At 73.1% G+C, this 18,770-nt stretch carries 13 protein-coding genes; 7 read left to right on the forward strand and 6 right to left on the reverse strand.

Annotation, left to right across the window (positions count from 1 at the left end):
* Window positions 1–122: 122 nt before the first annotated feature.
* From C593_RS0116220 to C593_RS0116240, 5 genes are all read right to left on the reverse strand, one after another.
* Complete coding sequence (locus C593_RS0116220; protein ID WP_018848354.1) at window positions 123–1,763, reverse strand: ABC-F family ATP-binding cassette domain-containing protein; 1,641 nt, start codon at window positions 1,761–1,763, stop codon at window positions 123–125.
* 213 nt (window positions 1,764–1,976) lie between these two features.
* Window positions 1,977–3,692 carry a BCCT family transporter gene (locus C593_RS0116225; protein WP_051093708.1) on the reverse strand — a complete coding sequence of 572 codons (1,716 nt, stop codon included), beginning with the start codon at window positions 3,690–3,692 and terminating at the stop codon, window positions 1,977–1,979.
* 125 nt (window positions 3,693–3,817) lie between these two features.
* Complete coding sequence (locus tag C593_RS0116230) at window positions 3,818–5,152, reverse strand: M14 family metallopeptidase (RefSeq protein ID WP_018848356.1); 1,335 nt, start codon at window positions 5,150–5,152, stop codon at window positions 3,818–3,820.
* A complete protein-coding gene (locus C593_RS0116235; protein ID WP_026277747.1) occupies window positions 5,149–7,230 on the reverse strand; it encodes a Xaa-Pro dipeptidyl-peptidase in 2,082 nt (693 codons plus the stop codon). Before C593_RS0116235 ends, C593_RS0116230 begins: the two co-directional genes overlap by 4 nt.
* Window positions 7,231–7,403: 173 nt before the next feature.
* Window positions 7,404–7,865 (reverse strand): WapI family immunity protein, encoded by a 462-nt coding sequence (locus C593_RS0116240; RefSeq protein WP_026277748.1) that lies wholly within the window; start codon window positions 7,863–7,865, stop codon window positions 7,404–7,406.
* A 122-nt stretch (window positions 7,866–7,987) separates the two neighbouring features.
* Here C593_RS0116240 and C593_RS0116245 point away from each other — a divergent pair, with 122 nt between their 5' ends.
* The 3 genes from C593_RS0116245 (at window position 7,988) to C593_RS0116255 (ending at window position 10,404) form a co-directional block, all read left to right on the forward strand.
* Entirely contained in the window at window positions 7,988–8,575 is a 588-nt protein-coding gene (locus C593_RS0116245) for a sugar O-acetyltransferase (RefSeq protein ID WP_018848359.1), read from the forward strand.
* Window positions 8,575–9,120, forward strand: coding sequence for a TetR family transcriptional regulator (locus tag C593_RS0116250; protein ID WP_018848360.1), 546 nt, complete (start codon window positions 8,575–8,577; stop codon window positions 9,118–9,120). The genes C593_RS0116245 and C593_RS0116250 overlap by 1 nt, the downstream gene beginning before the upstream one ends.
* Window positions 9,121–9,378: 258 nt before the next feature.
* Window positions 9,379–10,404, forward strand: a complete 1,026-nt coding sequence (locus C593_RS0116255; RefSeq protein ID WP_018848361.1) for a LacI family DNA-binding transcriptional regulator — start codon at window positions 9,379–9,381, stop codon at window positions 10,402–10,404.
* A gap of 127 nt (window positions 10,405–10,531) precedes the next feature.
* Here C593_RS0116255 and C593_RS0116260 read toward each other — a convergent pair whose 3' ends face one another.
* Window positions 10,532–13,345 carry a glycosyl hydrolase gene (locus C593_RS0116260; protein WP_018848362.1) on the reverse strand — a complete coding sequence of 938 codons (2,814 nt, stop codon included), beginning with the start codon at window positions 13,343–13,345 and terminating at the stop codon, window positions 10,532–10,534.
* Window positions 13,346–13,638: 293 nt separating this feature from the next.
* On the opposite strand from C593_RS0116260, the gene C593_RS0116265 reads away from it, so the two are divergent.
* From C593_RS0116265 to C593_RS0116280, 4 genes are all read left to right on the forward strand, one after another.
* Window positions 13,639–14,940: an extracellular solute-binding protein gene (locus C593_RS0116265; RefSeq protein ID WP_018848363.1), complete on the forward strand. Its 1,302-nt coding sequence runs from the start codon at window positions 13,639–13,641 to the stop codon at window positions 14,938–14,940.
* A gap of 344 nt (window positions 14,941–15,284) precedes the next feature.
* Entirely contained in the window at window positions 15,285–16,247 is a 963-nt protein-coding gene (locus C593_RS0116270; RefSeq protein ID WP_018848364.1) for a carbohydrate ABC transporter permease, read from the forward strand.
* Window positions 16,244–17,149, forward strand: coding sequence for a carbohydrate ABC transporter permease (locus C593_RS0116275; protein WP_018848365.1), 906 nt, complete (start codon window positions 16,244–16,246; stop codon window positions 17,147–17,149). The genes C593_RS0116270 and C593_RS0116275 overlap by 4 nt, the downstream gene beginning before the upstream one ends.
* A gap of 130 nt (window positions 17,150–17,279) precedes the next feature.
* Window positions 17,280–18,683 (forward strand): GH1 family beta-glucosidase, encoded by a 1,404-nt coding sequence (locus tag C593_RS0116280; protein WP_018848366.1) that lies wholly within the window; start codon window positions 17,280–17,282, stop codon window positions 18,681–18,683.
* Window positions 18,684–18,770: the final 87 nt, after the last annotated feature.

The following is an 18,770-nucleotide window of genomic DNA, read 5'->3' on the forward strand; positions in this document are numbered from 1 at the left end:
GTCCACAACGCATTGCGGGGCGGCGGCGGTTCCCCGGTGTGAGATGCGGCACCCCCCGGAGGCGGATTCACTCCGGGGCGCGGAGTGACCCGGGCCCGCGGAGTCACCCCGGGAGCCCCGGTTCAGCGCTCCTCGGTGACCTTGCCGTCCGCGACGGAGAGGCGGCGCGTGGTGTGCACGGCGTCCAGCATCCGGCGGTCATGGGTGACGAGCAGCAGCGTGCCGGTGTAGGAGGCGAGCGCGGCCTCCAGCTGCTCGATGGCCGGCAGGTCGAGGTGGTTGGTGGGCTCGTCCAGGACCAGCAGGTTGACGCCCCGGCCCTGGAGGAGGGCGAGGGCCGCGCGGGTGCGCTCGCCCGGGGAGAGGGTGGTCGCGGGGCGCAGCACATGGGCCGCCTTGAGCCCGAACTTGGCCAGCAGGGTGCGGACTTCGGCCGGTTCGGTGTCGGGTACGGCAGCGCAGAAGGCGTCCAGGAGGGACTCGGTGCCGAAGAACAGCTTCCGTGCCTGGTCGACCTCGCCGACGACGACGCCGGAACCGAGCGCCGCGTGGCCCGCGTCGGGGGTGATCCGGCCGAGCAGGGCGGCCAGCAGAGTGGACTTGCCGGCCCCGTTGGCGCCGGTCACGGCGACCCGGTCCGCCCAGTCGATCTGGAGGGAGACCGGGCCGAGCCGGAAGTCGCCGCGGGACACCTCGACGTCGCGCAGGGTGGAGACGACGGCCCCGGAGCGGGGCGCGGCCGCGATCTCCATGCGCAGCTCCCACTCCTTGCGCGGCTCCTCGACGGTGTCCAGGCGTTCGATCATGCGCTGGGTCTGCCGGGCCTTGGCGGCCTGCTTCTCGCTGGCCTCGCTGCGGAACTTGCGGCCGAGCTTGTCGCTGTCGGTGGCCTTGCGGCGGGCGTTGCGCACGCCCTTGTCCATCCAGGAGCGCTGCATCTGGGCGCGCCCTTCGAGGGCCGCCTTCTTGTCCGCGTACTCCTCGTACTCCTCGCGGGCGTGGCGGCGGGCGGTCTCGCGCTCCTCCAGATAGGCCGCGTAGCCGCCGCCGTAGAGGGTGATCCGCTGCTGGGCGAGGTCGAGTTCGAGGACCTTGGTGACGGTCCGGGTAAGGAATTCGCGGTCGTGGCTGACGAGGACGGTCCCGGCGCGCAGTCCGCGGACGAAGGTCTCCAGGCGCTCCAGGCCGTCCAGGTCGAGGTCGTTGGTCGGCTCGTCGAGAAGGAAGACGTCGTAGCGGGAGAGGAGGAGCGAGGCGAGGCCGGCACGCGCGGCCTGGCCGCCGGAGAGGGCGGTCATGGGCTGGTCCAGGCCGACGGTGAGGCCGAGGGAGCCGGCCACCTCCTCGGCCCGCTCGTCCAGGTCCGCGCCGCCGAGGGCGAGCCAGCGCTCCAGACTCACCGCGTAGGCGTCGTCGGCGCCGGGGGTGCCTTCGGCGAGGCCCTGGGCCGCGGCGTCCATGGCCTCCTGGGCGGCGGCGACGCCGGTGCGCCGGGCGAGGAAGGCCCGCACGGTCTCGCCCTCACGCCGTTCGGGCTCCTGCGGGAGGTGGCCGACGGCGGCGGTGGGCGGCGAGAGCCGCAGCTCGCCCTCCTCGGCCCGGTCGACCCCGGCGAGCAGCCGCAGCAGCGTCGACTTGCCGGCGCCGTTCACGCCGACGAGCCCGATCACGTCACCGGGGGCGACGACGAGGTCGAGCCCGGCGAAGAGGGAGCGGTCGCCGTGCCCGGCGGCGAGGTTCTTGGCGACGAGGGTGGCAGTCATCAGGCCCGCACTCTAGTACGCGGGGGTGCGGGCGGGTGCGCCCCCGGCCCCACGACGGGGCCCCGGGCCGGCGCGGGGCCGTGCCGGACCCGGGCCCGGCACGGCCCGGCGGCGCGGGACGGGTCCGGGGCGCGCGGACCGGGCACGGCTCGGCGGCGCGGGGTGGGGTGGGCCCGGCCGCGGCCCGGACCCGGTCCGGCAGCCCGGGACGGTTCAGCGCGAGCCGACCGGCGGCTTGTCCGTCGGGCCGGGCTTCTCCGGCGTGGTGTCCGGCGTCCCGTCCTCGCCCGTGCCCGGGCCGATCTGGAACTCGAAGTCGCCGTCGTAGTGCTCGTGTCCGGCGATCACGGCCGATTCGACGGCCTCGATGCCCAGTTCACCGCGCACGATCAGCGGGTCGTGGCGCAGGTCCCGCATCAGCGCCACGCACATCCCGATCATGACCAGCACGAAGGGCGCGGCCACCAGGATGGTGAGGTTCTGCAGACCGGTGAGGGCGTCGCCCTCACCGCCGCCGATCAGGAGCATGATCGCGGCGACAGCGCCGGTCACCACGCCCCAGAACACGACCACCAGCCTGGACGGTTCGAAGGTACCGCGCTGGGAGAGGGTGCCCATGACGATCGAGGCCGCGTCCGCGCCGGACACGAAGAAGATGCCGACGAGGATCATCACCAGAATGCTCATCGCGGTGGCGATCGGGTACTCCTGCAGGACGCCGAAGAGCTGCCCCTCCGGCGTCGACTCGGCGGGCAGCAGGCCCTCGTCCTGGAGGGTCATCGCGGCCCCGCCGAAGACGGCGAACCAGATCAGGCTGACCGTGCTCGGGACCAGGATCACGCCGCCGACGAACTGGCGGATGGTGCGGCCCCGGCTGATACGGGCGATGAACATGCCGACGAAGGGCGTCCAGGAGATCCACCAGGCCCAGTAGAAGACCGTCCAGCTGCCGAGCCAGTCGGCGACGCCCTCGCCGCTGCTGGCCTCGGTGCGGCCGGCGAGTTCGGGCAGGTCGCCGAGGTAGGCCATGATCGAGGTCGGCAGCAGGTCCAGGATGATGATGGTCGGGCCGGCGATGAACACGAACACCGCGAGGACGAGCGCCAGCACCATGTTGGTGTTGGACAGCCACTGGATGCCCCTCTCGACACCGGAGACCGCCGAGGCGACGAACGCGGCCGTCAGCACGGCGATGATGCCGATCAGCAGCGCGATGCTGACCTTGTCCATCCAGCCGAGCTCGGTCATACCGCTGCCGATCTGGAGGGTGCCGAGTCCGAGGGAGGCGGCGGAGCCGAAGAGCGTGGCCAGGATCGCGAGGATGTCGATGACCTTGCCGAAGACGCCGTTGACGTTCTTCTCGCCGATCAGCGGCTCGAAGACGGCGCTGATGGTCTGCCGCCGGCGCCGCCGGTAGGACGTGTACGCGATGGCCAGGCCGACGACCGCGTAGATCGCCCACGGGTGGAGCGTCCAGTGGAACAGGGTGGTGGCCATGGCCGTCTCCATGGCCTCGGCCGCGTCCTGCGGGTCGGTGCCCGGCGGCGGGTTGGTGAAGTGCGACAGCGGTTCGCTCACACCGAAGAACATCAGACCGATGCCCATGCCCGCGCTGAACATCATCGCGATCCAGGAAACGGTCCGGAACTCGGGTTCCTCGTTCTCCTGGCCCAGCTTGATCCTGCCGTAGCGGCTGATGGCGAGCCAGAGCGCGAAGACGACGAACCCCGACGCCGCCAGCACGAAGGCCCAGCCGCCGTTGTGGATCAGCCCGCTGAGCATGCTCGCGGACACGTCCTCCAGCACGTCCGTCGCCGTGGCACCCCACACGATGAAGGCGAGGGTGAGCACGGCGGCGACGCCGAAGACCACGCGGTCCGTTCTCTGAGGTGCCGTCTCATGGGGAGGCTCGGGGAGATCTGCCGTCACCGACAGCTCTCCTCGGCCTGCCCTTCCTTCGTCATCCGACACAAGCGGCACCTTTCAACAGGGTTCTCGGGAACCGGTTCTGGCCCTCCGCTACCCCCTACCACACGAATTGCACGTCAGCCCGGTCAACAGGCGGCGACAGGCCGGGCCACTGTGAGGTGATGGGCCGCGCGTCCGTCCAGGAACAGCGGGACCAGCGCGCGCAGGGGCTGGCGCAGCGGCACGAGGGCGCCGTCCCGGACCACCAGGGAGCGCACACCGTGCAGGGCCAGTTCGTCGCGGACCTCCGCGTACTGGGACGCGTCCAGCCGGTAGGCGCAGGGCGGGTCGGCGATCGTCTCCTCCCCGGTCGCCGGGTCGTTGTCGGCGCCGCCGAGGTAGACCGGGCCGCGGTCGGCGAGGCCGCTGAGGCGGGCGGTGGTGGTGGCCGCCTCGATCGCGGCGCGCCGCTCGGTACTGAACGCGAACAGGCCGCCGAGGGCGGCGAGCTGGCTGTCGTGCCGGCGGCGGTGGTTGACGGCCGGGTCCTCCTTCTCCTGCTCGGTGAGGGCGTCGACGCGGCTCTCGATGAGCAGGCCGAGGGCGTTCTTGACACCGGCCGCGTTGCGCAGGATGCGTTCCTGGCCGTCGCCGGCGGTCTGCCGGACGGGTTCACCGGTGTCCGGGTCGGTCCAGATGCCGTAGGTGCCGGTGGTGTGTCCGGCGCGGGCGGCGGCGGGGCGGACGTGGTCCTCGGAGAGCCGCCGGGACTCGCGGTGCACGAGGCGGTGGGTGTTGAGGTTGCGGGGCCAGAGGTCGAAGAGGTCCTTGTCGTAGTAGGGCGGGGTGGCGCCGTACTCGTGGAGGTCGTAGACGAGGTCGGGGCGGTTGTCGCGGACGACGGCTGCCAGGGCGCGGGCCTCGGCGGTGCGCAGGGCGATGTGGTCGCGGTTGACGTCGGTGCCGTCGGAGTTGCCCCGGGTGCCGGCGGCGCGGCCGTCGGGGTTGGCGTTCGGCACGACGAGCAGCCGGGTGCGGGCGAGGAGGGCGCGCTCGCGGGCGTCGGGCGCGAAGGCAAGGTCGCGGACGGTGGTGAGGCAGGCTTCGCGGCCCGACGGCTCGTCACCGTGCTGGGAACAGACCAGCAGCACGGTGTGGGCGGCGTGGCGGGGGCCGAGGCGGACGAGCTGGAGGGGGCGGCCCTCGGCGGTGGCGCCGATCCGTTCGACGGAGGCGCGCGGGGTGCGGTCGACGGCGGCGAGGAGGTCCTGCTCCTCGTCGTGCGCGGTCCACCGGGCACCGGCGCTGCGTTCGAAGCCGGTACGGGGGACGGGGTCGGCGGCGGCCCGGGCGGGGGCGTTGACCAGCGGCACGGCGAGTGCGGCGGCAGCGGCGGTGAGGGCGAGGGTGCGGTGGCGGGTGCCGGTTCGGGTGCGGTTCCGTCCGCGGCCGGGGGCACGGGGACTCGGGGACGTACTCATCGGTCGCCTCCGGGGACGGGGTTGGCGGGGCGCGGGCCCTGGACGGTGGCGGCGCCGTCACCGGTCGCGGTTCCGTCACCCGTGGCGATGCCGTCACCGGTGGCGGTTCCGGTTGCGTCGCGGGGGCCGGCGGCGGGCGGGGTGGTGCGTGGGGCGTGGGCCGATCCTGCGACGGCGCGGGCGAAGGCGGGCGCACCCCCGACGACCGGGAGTGTCGCGCGGGTGCGGGTCAGGTCGAGGCCGACGCGCCCGGGGGCGGCCGGCGGTTCGATCAGGTTCCGGTCGGTGCCGGCGACGATCAGCGCGAGCCGGTGCCCCTTGGGGACGACGTGGTCGGTGGCGTGCAGGTCGAGGGTGAGGGTGTACGGGCGGCCGGGTACGAGGTCCCGGGCCCCGGCGGCGCCGGTGTGGGTGTTCAGGTCTGCCCAGCCGCGGGCGAAGACGGTCGCGCCGACCCGGGTGGTGTCGGCGGCGGTCTCCTTGTAGCAGGAGCTGTCCCCGGTGGTGCTCGGTCCCCAGCAGGTGCGCCGCTCCAGGGTGGTGATGCCTTCTCCGGAGGCCGCGTAGTCACGGATTTCGGCCGGGCCGAGGTCCACCAGGACAGCGGTCAGATGGGCGCTGGTGGTGGACGGGGTGGCCCGGACGGTGACCTTGCCGGACCCGGCGAGGCGCAGGTCCCGGGAGAGCGGCCGGGTCGTGAAGACGGTCTTGGCGGCGGTCGGGGTGCCGGCGGAGGCGGCCCAGTCGGTCTCGTCGAGCGCGGGGTCGTCGGCGAAGCTCTCGGTGGCGCCGGGGCGGGCGGGCCTCAGGGAGAGGGTGCCGACGCCGGGGCTCGGCCCGCTGCCGGGGCGCAGCACGGTGGGGGCGGTGCTCCGGGGCGGCCAGTGGCGGTCGGCGGTCCACTGCCCGGGGGCGCGCTCCACCTGGGACATGGGTTCGCGGTCGACGCCGTTGTCGTAGCCGAGGAGGTAGTGGTCGAACCAGCGGTGCAGGGTGCGCACCCAGTCGGCGCGGCGGAAGTCGAAGGGGTCGACATGGCCCGTCTGCGAGAGCCAGATCCGCCGTTCGACGCCGTGCGCGGCGAGCGCGTCCCACCAGCGGCCGAGCTGTCCGGCGCGCACATTGAGGTCCTGCATGCCGTGTATGGCGAGCACACTGGCGCGGACCCTGTGTGCGTCGGGCACATAGTCGCGTTCGGCCCACAGCGGGGTGCGGTCGCCGGAGCGGGGCGCGCCGTCGACGAGCTTCTGCTTGACGGCGCCGCAACGGGCGCGGGCCTCGGGGCTCTCCACGTATCCGGCGAGCCATTCGGGGCCGGAGTCGTAGAGCGGGGCGCCCTGGGAGAAGTAGTAGTCGTACCAGGAGGAGATCGCGCCGATGGGCACGATGGTGCGCAGGCCGCGCACGCCGGTGGCGGCGACGCCGTTGGCCACGGTGCCGTCGTAGCTCTTGCCGATCATGCCGGTGGCGCCGTTGCTCCAGCTCGCGCGGGCCAGTTCGGCGCCGGTGCGGGTGGTGTAGGCGCGGGCGCGGCCGTTCAGCCAGTCGACGACGGCCTTGGCCGACCGCACGTCGGAGCGTCCGCCGACGTCCGTGCAGCCGTCGGAGCGGCTGGTCCCGGCGAGGTCGACGGCGAGGTAGGCGTAGCCGCGCGGCACGAAGTAGTTGTCGTAGTACAGGGGGAAGCCGACGGGCCGGCCCTGGGCGTCGTAGGTCTTGCGCTGGCTCTCGTTGCCCCGGCCGCAGCAGGCGTAGTAGGGGCTGGCGTCCATCACGACGGGGATCCGCCTGCCCTGCTGCGCGGGTTCGCGCGGCCGGACGATGTCGACGGCGACGCGGTCGCGCCGCCCGTCCGCGTCCTCGTCCAGCCCGGTGTCCACCCACACGGACTCGCGGATCGCGTCCTCGTAGGAGTGAACGGGCCTGCTCTCCCGGGGCCGTTGGTGCCCCTCCCCCGCCGCCTGGACCGCCGCCCGGGCGGCTCCGCCCGGCACGAGGCAGAGCGCGGCGAGGGCGGCGGCGGTGGTCACGGCGAGGCTTCTGTACGTCACACGGGTTCTCCGCACACGTATCGGCATGGCGGGGACGGTACTGCGGTCAACTCCCGTGCGACAGGGGGCGGGTGGGCGGACGGTTGCGGGCCCGGGTCCGTCCCGGCGGACGAGGAGGAGGCCGCGGACGGGTCCGGGGCAGCGGGCGGGGAAGACGGTCGGGTCCGGTTCAACGGGCGGGGAAGGCGGTCGGGTCCGGGTCAGCGGGCGGGGAAGGCGGCCAGTTCCCGTTCCCACTCGTCCGCCGCCCGCACCAGCCCGCACGGGTCGACGGCCACGGGCACCGCGTGGGTGCGGCTGCCGCGGGGCGCCGCCTCCAGCGACAGATACACCCGCACCACGGCGAGCCCGCCCCGCCACCCGCCCAGCCCGAACCCGAGCACGGGCTCCGTGAACGCCACCTCGGGCACGAGCAGTCCGCCCCCACTACCCCCGGCCGGCTCGACCGCCCCGTCCGCCACGGCCCGCAGCCACCCACCGACCCGCCGGGCCTCGTCCGTCAGCAGACACGCGTCCCGGAACGTCCACCGCCGCCCGTCCCCGGTGGCCACCGCCCCTTCGACCACCAGCCAGTTGTCGTCGTACGCGTCCCCGCGCACGGCTGGGAACTGATACCCCACGGGCCGCAGCGCGACGCTGTTCACCTGATCACTCAAGAACACCGCCCGAGGATGCCACGGGGTTGCGGGCGGGGGCGTGGGATTTCGGGGCCGGGTGTTCTGGGCGCGGGTTGTCCGGGGACGGTGAGCGTACGACCGTACATGTGGGGTGTACGGTCGTACGCATGACGGACCACTTCGCCTGTGACCCCCGGACCCAGCGCGAGCGCATGCTCGCCGGTGATCTCTACCTCGCCGACGACCCCGAGCTGGAACGCGACGCCCGCCGCGCGGTGCGGCTCGCCGCCGACTACGCCGACGCCTACCCCCGGGACCCGGACGCCGCCCGCGCGATCCTGGCCGAACTGCTCGGCGGGCTCGGCGAGGGCGCGCACATCCGGGCGCCGCTCACCGTCGACTACGGCAGCCACCTCACCGTGGGCGCGGGCACCTTCGTCAACGCCGGGCTGACCGCGCTGGACGTCGCGCCCATCACCATCGGGCGGGACTGCCAGATCGGGCCGAACGTCCAGCTCCTCACCCCGACCCACCCCCTGGAGCCCGGCCCCCGGCGGGACAAGCTGGAGGCGGCGCGGCCGATCGTGCTGGAGGACAACGTATGGCTCGGCGGCGGCGTGATCGTGCTGCCGGGGGTGGGGATCGGGGAGAACAGCGTGGTCGGCGCCGGGTCCGTCGTCACCCGGGACGTCCCGCCGAACGTGGTCGCGGTCGGCAACCCGGCGCGTGTGGTGCGCCCGTTGCCGGGGACCTGATGGCGACCGGGCAGGCCGACCCCGAGCGCCGCGAGCGGATCATCGCCGCCGCGCTGGACGTGGTCGCGGACGAGGGCGTCGCGGGCGTCTCGCACCGCAAGGTGGCGGCGCGGGCCGGGGTGCCGCTCGGGTCGATGACGTACCACTTCACGGGGATGGACGAGCTGCTGCGCGAGGCGTTCACCCGCTTCTCGAACGGGGTGGTGGCGCTGTTCGAGGAGCGGCTGTCGGCGGCGCGGACGCCGGGCGAGGCGCGGGAGGCGGTCACGGGGCTGATCCACGAGCTGTCGGAGGGGCGGCAGCGCGATCTGGTGCTCACGCACGAGCTGTACACGCTGGCCGCCCGGCGCCCGGCCTTCCGTGAGCTGACCCGCGCCTGGATGCGGCGCAGCCGGGACGCGCTGGAGCGGCACTTCGACCCGGAGACGGCCCGGCAGCTCGACGCCCTGATCGAGGGGCTGTCGCTGCACCGGGCCCTGGAGACCGCGCCGCACGGGCGGGAGCTGACCGCGAAGGCGGTCGCCCGCGTCACCCGGACCGGGTGACGCGGGCGACCGACCCGGCGACGGCCCCGCGCCGGCTCGCGGCGGATCGGGCCGCGCCTCGGTGGACCGCTCCACGCCCGGTGAACCGCTTCCCGGCGGACCGGCTCCTGGGAGCGCTCTCAGCGCGTCTTCGGCTGCCGATATCCTGGTCGGCGTCGGCCGCCCGGCCGGCCCGGCCCGCCGCGGACCGGGCCCGCAGACCAGCAGTGCCGGGCCCGCACCACAGACCAGCAGCGCCGCAGACGAGGAGCGCCCGCCTTGCCCGAGCAGACCACGGGGTCCCGCCCCACGCTGGAAGCCGTCGCCGCGCGTGCCGGTGTGTCCCGTGCCACGGCCTCCCGGGTCGTCAACGGCGGCGCGGGGGTGCGCGCCCCGCTGGTGGACAAGGTGCGCAGGGCGGTCGAGGAGCTCGGCTACGTACCCAACCACGCGGCCCGCAGTCTGGTCACCCGGCGGAACGGGGCGGTCGCCGTGATCATCGCGGAGCCCGAGTTCCGGGTCTTCTCGGACCCGTTCTTCGAGCAGCAGGTGCGCGGCATCAGCCGGGAGCTGACCGCGCACGACGCCCAGCTGGTGCTGCTGTGGGTGGAGGGCCCGGGTGACCACGACCGGATAGCGCGCTACCTCGGCGGCGGGCACGTGGACGGCGCCCTGGCGTTCTCCCTCCACAACGACGACGAGCTGCCCGCCCTCATCGGCCGCACCCGGATCCCCATGGTGTTCGGCGGCCGGCCCGCGGCGGGCGCCGACTCCTCGGTGCCGTACGTGGACTGCGACAACCGGGGCGGGGCGCGCGAGGCCGTGCGCCACCTGGTCTCCCTCGGGCGGCGCAACATCGCGCTCATCGCGGGCCCGCGGGACCAGACCTCCGCCCTCGACCGGATCGACGGCTACCACGACGTCCTCCTCGACGCCGACCCCGGACTGCTCCGCCAGGGCGACTTCACCGAGGAGAGCGGCGCCCGCGCGATGGCCGAGCTGCTGGAGCGGCGGCCGGACGTGGACGGGGTGTTCGTCTCCAACGACCTGATGGCGTCGGGCGCGCTGCGCACCCTGCGCGAACGCGGGGTGAAGGTGCCCGAGGACGTGGCGGTGGTCGGCTTCGACGACATGGCCTCCGTCGTGCGCACGACCGATCCCGCCCTGACGACGGTCCGGCAGGACATCGAGGGGATGGGCCGGCTGATGGTCAAGCTGCTGATGCGTCAGCTCGACGACACGGGCGCGGAGGCGCCGGCGTCGGTGATCACCCCGACGACCCTGGTACGCCGCGCCTCCGCCTGACCGCCCCGCTCCACGGCAGCGAACGGCGGGCGCCGGAGGAGACTCCGGTGCCCGCCGCTCTGCCGTGGGGCCGACGCGGTGTGGGATCAGCCGCAGGGGATCACATGCAGGGCCCAGTTGCAGGGGATCAGTTGTAGGGGATCACCAGCACGGACTGCGCCGTCCCGGTCTGGAGCCTCGACGTGGCGTTGCCGATCGCGCTCCACACCTCCAGCCGGACCGTTCCGCCGCGCAGGTTCCCCAGGCTGCCGGTGGCCGACTTGAGGCCCCGGGACTGCGCGTACTCCTCCCAGCCCGTGACCGGGTCGGTGGCGAAGTAGTGGTAGGTCTCGGTGCGGTCGAAGCTGCCGTCGCCGGTCAGGTCGTAGCTGACCCGGGCCTGCTGGCCGAGGCCGACCGCGGTGCCCGCGTCGACCTGGAGGCGGAAGGCGGTGGTGCCGCCGGAGCGCAGGGTGCCGTTGACGTTGCGGACCTCGTACACCAGGGGCTGGTGCGGGGTGCCGTCGCGGTTGACGCCGCCGGCCGAGGCGATGGTGTCGCTGCCGGCCGTGCCGCCGGTGGCCGTGGTGAGCGCGCCGCCGGTGCGGAGCTGGAAGGTGTTGCCGGTCGGCGGGTCGGGGTCGGGGTCCGGGCTGCCGGTTCCGGTGCCGGTCGCGGTCGAACGGGCGGGCACCGAGAGGGTCTTGCCGTCCGAGAAGGTGACCGTGCGGGCGGTGGAGCCGTGGTTGTGCGCCGCGTAGGTGCGGGTGGTGCCCTTGACGAAGACGGCCGAGGTGGGGATGGAGCCGGTCACCGTCGCGTCGGGCGCGCCGAGGGTGTCCAGGGTGGTGAGCCAGTGGTAGGTGTGCGCCTTGGACTCGCCCGCCTCCGGGGTGTAGCCCGCGTGCTGGGCGTCCCACTTGGACTTGGCGGCGGCCGGGTCGGCGAGGGACTGGAACTCCCAGAGGATGTCGCGCCACTCGACGGCCGGGCCGCCGTTCTCGCGTTCCATCTCCGCGATGTTCCGCCGGATCGCGGTCTTCTCGCCGCCGAGGTGGAGCGAGCCGCCGGTCACCGGGAGGACGTTGATGCCGTGGATCTCCTCCGGGTTGGCGGTCCACCAGGTGGCGTACGCGCCGCCGCTGCCCCAGACCATGCCGACCGTGTCGTGGCGGAACCCCGAGGGGAAGACCTGCTCGTCCGCGTCGAACCAGTACTGGGCGATCGACTCCGACTCGGTCGCGAGGAGGTACGAGCCGAGGTCGCGCAGGGACGCGTCACCGGTGGCCGAGCCCCAGAGCACCAGGGCAGCGCTGAGGTTGGTGGACTCGGAGGAGGACTCCTGGTTGTTGCCGGCCGCGAAGCCCTGGTGGCCGGAGGCCCAGCTGTGGCCGGCGTAGACGTCGAAGCCGCGCAGGAAGGGGAAGGCGCTGTCGGTGCGGCTGGGGTTGGCGGTGTCGCGGATCAGGGTCTTGACCATGCCGCCCCAGGCGGAGTCGGCGGCCCACGCCTGGTCGTACTGGGCGACGATCGCGGCGGCGTAGACGTAGTAACCGTAGTGGAAGTGGTGGTCGTTGAGCTCGGTGTCGCTGCCGTAGGAGGCGGGGTAGCCGGTGAGGGTCTTCCAGGCGCCGTCGTAGGAGAACTCGCCCGGTCCGCCGACGGTGAACCAGTCCTGGAGGCGGCCCTTGATCAGGCCGAGGAGCTTGTCCCGGATGCCCATCTCGCCGATCTGCTCGGCGACCGGCACGAGCTGGGCGAGCTTGCCGAGCGCCTTGCCGGTCCAGTAGGTGTCCACGGCCCCGGAGAACGGGTCGGAGGAGTTGGCTACCTCGTTCAGATAGCCGCGCAGCCGGGCCGCGTCGATCCCGCCGGCCTTGGGCAGGGCCGGGAGGACGGCCCGGGCCCGCTGGGTGGTGGTGAAGGTGGCGGACTCGCGGACCTTCATCGTGCCGCGGGGGGAGACGTAGGTGTACGGGGTCAGCGCGTCGGTGGTGTTGAGCCACTGGTGCCGGTACAGGGCCTGGAGGGTGCCGCGCTCGGTGCCCTCCTTGGCCTCGGTCGTGAGGGTGTAGGTGGCCCGGACGTCGCCGCCGCCGGAGCTCCAGTTCACGGTGGAGCCGGTGACGAAGCTGAAGGCGTACTTCCGGTAGGTGGCGAGGGCGTCCGTGGAGGGCAGGACGGCGACGGAGAAGTAGTCCTTGCCCGCGAGCCCGGCGCTGATGGTGGAGCCGGAGACGTTCCAGTCGGCGCCGCTGGGCGCGAAGAGGGCGTAGTGGTGGCCGCCGACGGTGATGCCGAGGACGTTGCCCTGGTCGGCGAAGACCGACGGGCTGCCGGCCGTGGTGATCTGGGCGTTGCCGCCGGTGCCCCGGGCGTACACGAAGGGCATGCCGTGGCCGATGGTGGTGCGCAGGGTGCGGGCGCCGTCGGACCAGTAGGGGGTGACGGTCCAGTCGGACCAGGCGTCGGCCTTGGTGTCGGGCGAGTTGAGTCCGCTGAGGCCGATGGTGAGGTCGCGCTTGTGGGCGTACTCGTACTGGCGGCCGTCGCCGACGATCGCCGGACTGGTCGGGTAGCCGACCTCCAGGCCGCCGGAGACCGCCTGGTAGGTGAGGGGGTGGCCGTACATCGGGGTGGAGTACGGGTTGTCGCCGTAGCGCTGGAAGGCCAGTGAGGACCACCAGTCGTTGGTGGGCACCGGTTTGCCCTGGGCGGCGGGGGTGACCTTGGGGGTGACCGGTGCGCCCGTGTTGGTGGTGGGGCCGGAGGTCCCGGCGGGGCGGGTGTCGGAGTAGCTGCCGGCACCGACGGGGACGGGGGCCGCGGTCGCGGGGGTGGCGCCCGGGCCGAGGCCGACGACCGCCAGGGCGGAGGCCAGGACGAGGACGGCGGCGGGGCGGGCGCGGTGGGTGGGCGGTCGGCTGCGGGGGCTGGACGGTCCGGTGCGGGGGGCTGGCATGGCGGCACCTCATGTCATCACGACGGACAGGGGGACGGCTCGGGTGGCTCAGTGCACTGGAAGACCGGGGAACAGTGTCCGAGAGCGCTCTCAGATGGCCGGAAACGTAAAACTCCCGAAACATGGGTGTCAATACATGGAACACAGAAGGGACTTGGACCCGAGTCCAACCCGTTATGTCTTCGAGTCTTGACGGGACACACGCGGGACGGGCACGCTCCGAGCGCAGGTTTGAGAGCGCTCTCAGGTCAGGGGAGGCTCTCGCTCGACCCCGGAGCCAAGGGAGGCTTCCCATGCCCAATGCCCGAGCCGCCAGAAGAGCCGCCGTCCGTCTCGGGGCGGTCGCTCTCACCGGGGCGCTGCTCGCCGCCTGCGGAGGGTCGTCGGACGACGCCTCCGACAGCGCGGGCGGCAAGGTGACGATCACCGTCGACCTGTTCGGGTCCTTCGGCTACAAGGAGGCCGGGCTCTACGCCGAGTACGAGAAGGCCAACCCGGGCGTCACCATCAAGCAGACCGACACCGAGGACGAGGCCGACTACTGGAAGTCCCTCCAGACCCGGCTCGCCGGCGGCGGCGGCCTCGCCGACGTCCAGGGCATCGAGGTGGGCCGGATCGCCTCGGTCACCCAGCAGCAGGCCGACAAGTTCGAGGACCTGAAGAAGTACGGCGCGGACAAGCTGAAGAGCCAGTTCGCGGACGCCAAGTGGGCGGCGGCCACCGGCAGGAACGGCGAGGTCCTCGGGCTCGGCACGGACGTGGGCCCGGAGGCGATGTGCTACCGCACGGACCTCTTCGAGAAGGCCGGCCTGCCCACCGACCGCGAGGAGCTGGCGCAGAAGTGGTCGACGTGGGACGGCTACCTGGAGCTGGGCAAGCAGTACCAGGCGAAGGCCCCCGCCAAGAGCGCCTGGCTGGACAGCGTCGGCAGCCTCTACTCGATCATGATCGGCCAGGAGGAGGAGCGGTACTACAACGCCTCCGGTGACCTGATCTGGGAGAGCAACCCCGCGCTGAAGACGGCCTGGAACACTGCGGTCGAGGCCGCCGAGGGCGGTCTGAGCGCCAAGCTGGACCAGTGGTCGCCGCAGTGGAACCAGGCGTTCGCGGCCGGCTCCTTCGCCACGATCCCCTGCCCCGCGTGGATGCTCGGCTACATCAAGGGCCAGGCCGGTGAGACGGGCCAGGGCAAGTGGGACATCGCCAGGCTGCCCGGCGGCGCGGGCAACTGGGGCGGCTCCTACCTCGCGGTGCCGAAGGCGGCGAAGAACAAGGAGGAGGCGTACAAGCTGATCGAGTGGCTGACCGCCCCCGAGCAGCAGGCCGAGCTCTTCCGGAAGCAGGGCAACTTCCCCTCCTCCACGGGCGCGATCGAGAAGGTCGCCGACGCCACGGACCCGTACTTCTCCGACGCGCCGATCGGCAGGATCTTCGGTGACGCGGCCAAGGAGGCCCCGGTCCAGGTCCTCGGCGTCCACGACCAGAACGTGGCGCAGCAGATCACCAACGCGCTGAGCGAGGTCGAGCGCAAGGGCACCTCGCCCAAGAAGGCGTGGGCGAACGCGAAGAAGGGCGTCGAGAACACCATCGGCTGACCCCGGGGCCGGGCGCCGCGTCCACAGGCGCCCGGCCACGAGCCGGACGCCTGAGGTGCCCCGCCGCCCGGCCACGAGCCGACGCCTGAGGTGCCCGCCGCCCGGCCGCGAGCCGGGCCCCGCACCCCTCCGGGCCGGTCCGCAGTCCGAGAACCCCGCCTCGGGCCGGCCCGGAGGCCCAGCCACCGCCCGCCCCCGGCCCGTGACCCGTGGCCGGACCAACCCGCCTCGCGGGCGGCGCCCATTCCCCGGACCCCGCCCGCGCCCCCCACGCCCCCACGCCCCCACCGGGCGCGCCGGGGAGACGCCCCGCCCGCCCGTACCGACCCACGAAGGGCCGCACCGTGACCCTGACCGCATCCGCGAAGCCGGCCGCGCCGAAGCCGGCGCCGCCGCCCCGGCCGCAGGCCGCGCGGCGGGCGTGGCAGAAGTTCTCGCCGTACGCCTATGTCGCCCCGTTCTTCACCCTGTTCGCCGCCTTCGGTCTCTTCCCGCTGGTCTACACGGCGTTCGTGTCCCTGTACCGGATCGAGCTCCAGACCCCCGGGGACATGGAGTGGCGCGGCCTCGGCAACTACACCGCGCTGCTGAGCGACGAGTTCTTCTGGACGGCGCTGCGCAACACGTTCACCATCGGTGTGCTCTCCACGGTGCCCCAGCTCGTTATCGCCCTCGGACTCGCGCACCTGCTCAACTACAAGCTCCGTGGGCGCACCTTCCTGCGCACCGCGATGCTGCTGCCGTACGCGACCTCCGTGGCCGCCGCCACCCTGGTCTTCGCGCAGCTGTTCGGCCGGGACTTCGGCCTGATCAACTATGTGATGGGCCTGGTCGGCATCGGCCCCGTCGACTGGCAGAACAGCACCGTCGCCTCGCAGATCGCCGTCTCCACCATCGTCATCTGGCGGTGGACCGGCTACAACGCGCTGATCTACCTCGCGGGCATGCAGTCGATCCCCCACGAGCTGTACGAGGCGGCCGAGATGGACGGTGCCTCCAAGTGGCGCCAGTTCTTCCACGTCACCCTGCCCGGTCTGCGGCCGACCATCGTGTTCACGGTCATCGTCTCCACGATCGGCGCGACCCAGCTCTTCGGTGAGCCGCTGCTGTTCGAGGGCTCGATCTCCGGCGGGATCTCGCACCAGTACCAGACCCTCGGCCTCTACATGTACGAGCAGGGCTGGGGCTTCTTCCACCTGGGCCGGGCCGCCGCCATCGCCTGGGTCATGTTCCTGCTCATCGTGGTGCTCGTCGGGGTCAACGCCCTGCTCGCGCGCCGCCGTTCCCGCAAGGAGGCCGGCCGATGACCGCACTCGCCGACCCGCCGGTCGCACCCTCCGTCCCCGGGAAGCAGCCGCCGGACCGCCGGGGGCGGCGCTCCCGCGCCGGGCGGACCAACCAGGGCGGGAGGCTGGCCTACGCGATCCTGATCGTGGCCGTGCTGATCTCCGCGTTCCCGTTCTACTGGACGATCGTCGCGGCGAGCCGCTCCAACGCCGACCTCGCCCAGGTGCCGCCGTCGCTGATCCCCGGCCCCAACCTGATCCGCAACTTCGAGGCGGTGATGGAGGAGGCGGACATCGGCAAGGCGCTGCTGAACTCCCTGATCGTCTCCGGTTCGATCACGGTGGGCACGGTGCTGTGCTGCACGCTGGCCGGGTTCGCCTTCGCCAAGCTGCGCTTCCGGGGCCGGGGCGCGCTGCTCGCGATCACCATCGGCACCATGATGATCCCGCCGCAGCTCGGCGTCATCCCGCTGTTCATGCTGATCGCCGAACTCGGCTGGGTGAACCAGCTCCAGGCGGTCATCCTGCCCGGACTGGTATCCGCCTTCGGTGTGTTCTTCATGCGCCAGTACCTGGTGCAGTCGCTGCCGGACGAGCTGATCGAGGCTGCCCGGGTGGACGGCGCGTCCACCGCGCGGATCTTCTGGTCGATCGTGGTGCCGATCGCCCGGCCGGGCATGGCCGTTCTGGGCCTGCTCACCTTCATGGCCGCGTGGAACGACTTCTTCTGGCCGATCGTCGCGCTGACCTCCTCCGAGCCGACCGTGCAGGTGGCCCTGCGGCAGCTCGGCGGCGGCTACGTCCACGACCAGTCCGTGATCATGGCGGGCACCCTGCTCGGCACCCTGCCGGTGCTGCTGGTCTTCGGCCTGCTGGGCCGCCAGATCGTCGGCGGCATCATGCAGGGCGCGGTCAAGGGCTGATGGGACGCCCACCGGGTGCGCGGGCCGGTCCGGACGGCGGGGCCGGCCTCGTTCCCGCCCGTTCGGGCCCGGCCCGCCCCCCGGCTCCGCCTCCCCCGCCCACCGCCTCACTCCCGGGAGTTCCCTCCTCATGACCGCGCTCGACGCACGTCCCGACACGACGACGACCCATCGCTTCCCGGAGCACTTCCGCTGGGGCACCGCCACCGCCGCCTACCAGATCGAGGGCGCCGCGGCCGAGGACGGCCGGACCCCGTCGATCTGGGACACCTTCAGCCGCACCCCCGGCAAGGTCCGCAACGGCGACACCGGCGACATCGCGGCGGACCACTACCACCGGGTGACCGAGGACATCGCCCTGATGCGGCGGCTCGGCGTCACCGACTACCGCTTCTCGGTCGCCTGGCCCCGGGTGCAGCCCACCGGCCGCGGCCCGGCCGTGCGCAAGGGCCTGGACTTCTACCGGCGGCTCGCGGACGAGCTGCTGGAGGCGGGCATCCGGCCGGTCGCCACCCTCTACCACTGGGACCTCCCGCAGGAACTGGAGGACGCGGGCGGCTGGCCGCAGCGCGAGACCGCGTTCCGCTTCGCCGAGTACGCGGGCATCATGGCCGAGGCGCTCGGCGACCGGGTGGCGACCTGGACCACCCTGAACGAGCCGTGGTGCGCCGCCTTCCTCGGCTACGGCAACGGGGTGCACGCCCCGGGACGGACCAGCGCACTCGCCTCGCTGCGCGCGGCCCACCACTTCAACCTGGCGCACGGGCTCGCCGCGCGGGTGCTGCGGGGCGCGCTCGCGCCCTCGGCCGAGGTGTCGCTGACGCTGAACCTGCACGCGGTGCGCGCCCACACCGACGCGCCCGAGGACCTGGACGCGGCCCGCCGGATCGACGCGGTCGGCAACCGGATCTTCCTGGACCCGGTCTTCCGGGGCCGGCTCCCCGAGGACCTGATCCGCGACACGGCGCCGGTCACCGACTGGTCCTTCGTGGCCGACGGCGACCTGGAGGCGGCGTCCGCGCCGATCGACTCGCTGGGGATCAACTACTACTCCCCCACGGTGGTCGCGGCGGGCTCCTGCGAGTCGCCCTCGCCCTGGGCGGGCGCCGAGCAGCACGTCCGCTTCCTGCCCGCACCGGGCCCGCGGACCGCGATGGACTGGCCGGTGGACGCGGACGGTCTGCACGAGCTGCTGATCCGGCTGCGGGACGACCTGCCGGGCGTGCCGCTGGTGATCACCGAGAACGGTGCGGCGTACGAGGACTACGCGGACCCCTCGGGGGAGGTGAAGGACCCGGAGCGGGTGGAGTACCTGCACGCGCACCTGGCCGCCGTGCACCGGGCCATCGAGGACGGCGCGGACGTGCGGGGCTACTTCCTGTGGTCGCTGCTGGACAACTTCGAGTGGGCGTACGGCTACAGCAAGCGGTTCGGCATCGTGCACGTCGACTTCGCCTCGCAGCGGCGGACGTTCAAGGACAGCGCCCGCTGGTACGCGTCCGTGATCGCCCGGGGCGGTCTGGCCTCGGGCTGAGCCCAGCCGACGAGCCACGCGCCCGGGGCAGTGTCCCTGCCTCCGGGCGCGCGGGCCCGGAGGCGGTCCTGTGCCCGACGGCTCGGG

The sequence above is a fragment of the Streptomyces sp. CNT372 genome (genome assembly GCF_000377145.1).

What these genes read in the sequence shown, in the direction of transcription:
- C593_RS0116220 (WP_018848354.1), bottom strand. Translation starts at nt 1,763, where the DNA reads ATGACTGCCACCCTCGTCGCCAAGAACCTCGCCGCCGGGCACGGCGAC.
- C593_RS0116230 (WP_018848356.1), bottom strand. Translation starts at nt 5,152, where the DNA reads ATGAGTACGTCCCCGAGTCCCCGTGCCCCCGGCCGCGGACGGAACCGC.
- C593_RS0116235 (WP_026277747.1), bottom strand. Translation starts at nt 7,230, where the DNA reads ATGCCGATACGTGTGCGGAGAACCCGTGTGACGTACAGAAGCCTCGCC.
- C593_RS0116245 (WP_018848359.1), top strand. Translation starts at nt 7,988, where the DNA reads ATGACGGACCACTTCGCCTGTGACCCCCGGACCCAGCGCGAGCGCATG.
- C593_RS0116250 (WP_018848360.1), top strand. Translation starts at nt 8,575, where the DNA reads ATGGCGACCGGGCAGGCCGACCCCGAGCGCCGCGAGCGGATCATCGCC.
- C593_RS0116260 (WP_018848362.1), bottom strand. Translation starts at nt 13,345, where the DNA reads ATGCCAGCCCCCCGCACCGGACCGTCCAGCCCCCGCAGCCGACCGCCC.
- C593_RS0116265 (WP_018848363.1), top strand. Translation starts at nt 13,639, where the DNA reads ATGCCCAATGCCCGAGCCGCCAGAAGAGCCGCCGTCCGTCTCGGGGCG.
- C593_RS0116275 (WP_018848365.1), top strand. Translation starts at nt 16,244, where the DNA reads ATGACCGCACTCGCCGACCCGCCGGTCGCACCCTCCGTCCCCGGGAAG.
- C593_RS0116280 (WP_018848366.1), top strand. Translation starts at nt 17,280, where the DNA reads ATGACCGCGCTCGACGCACGTCCCGACACGACGACGACCCATCGCTTC.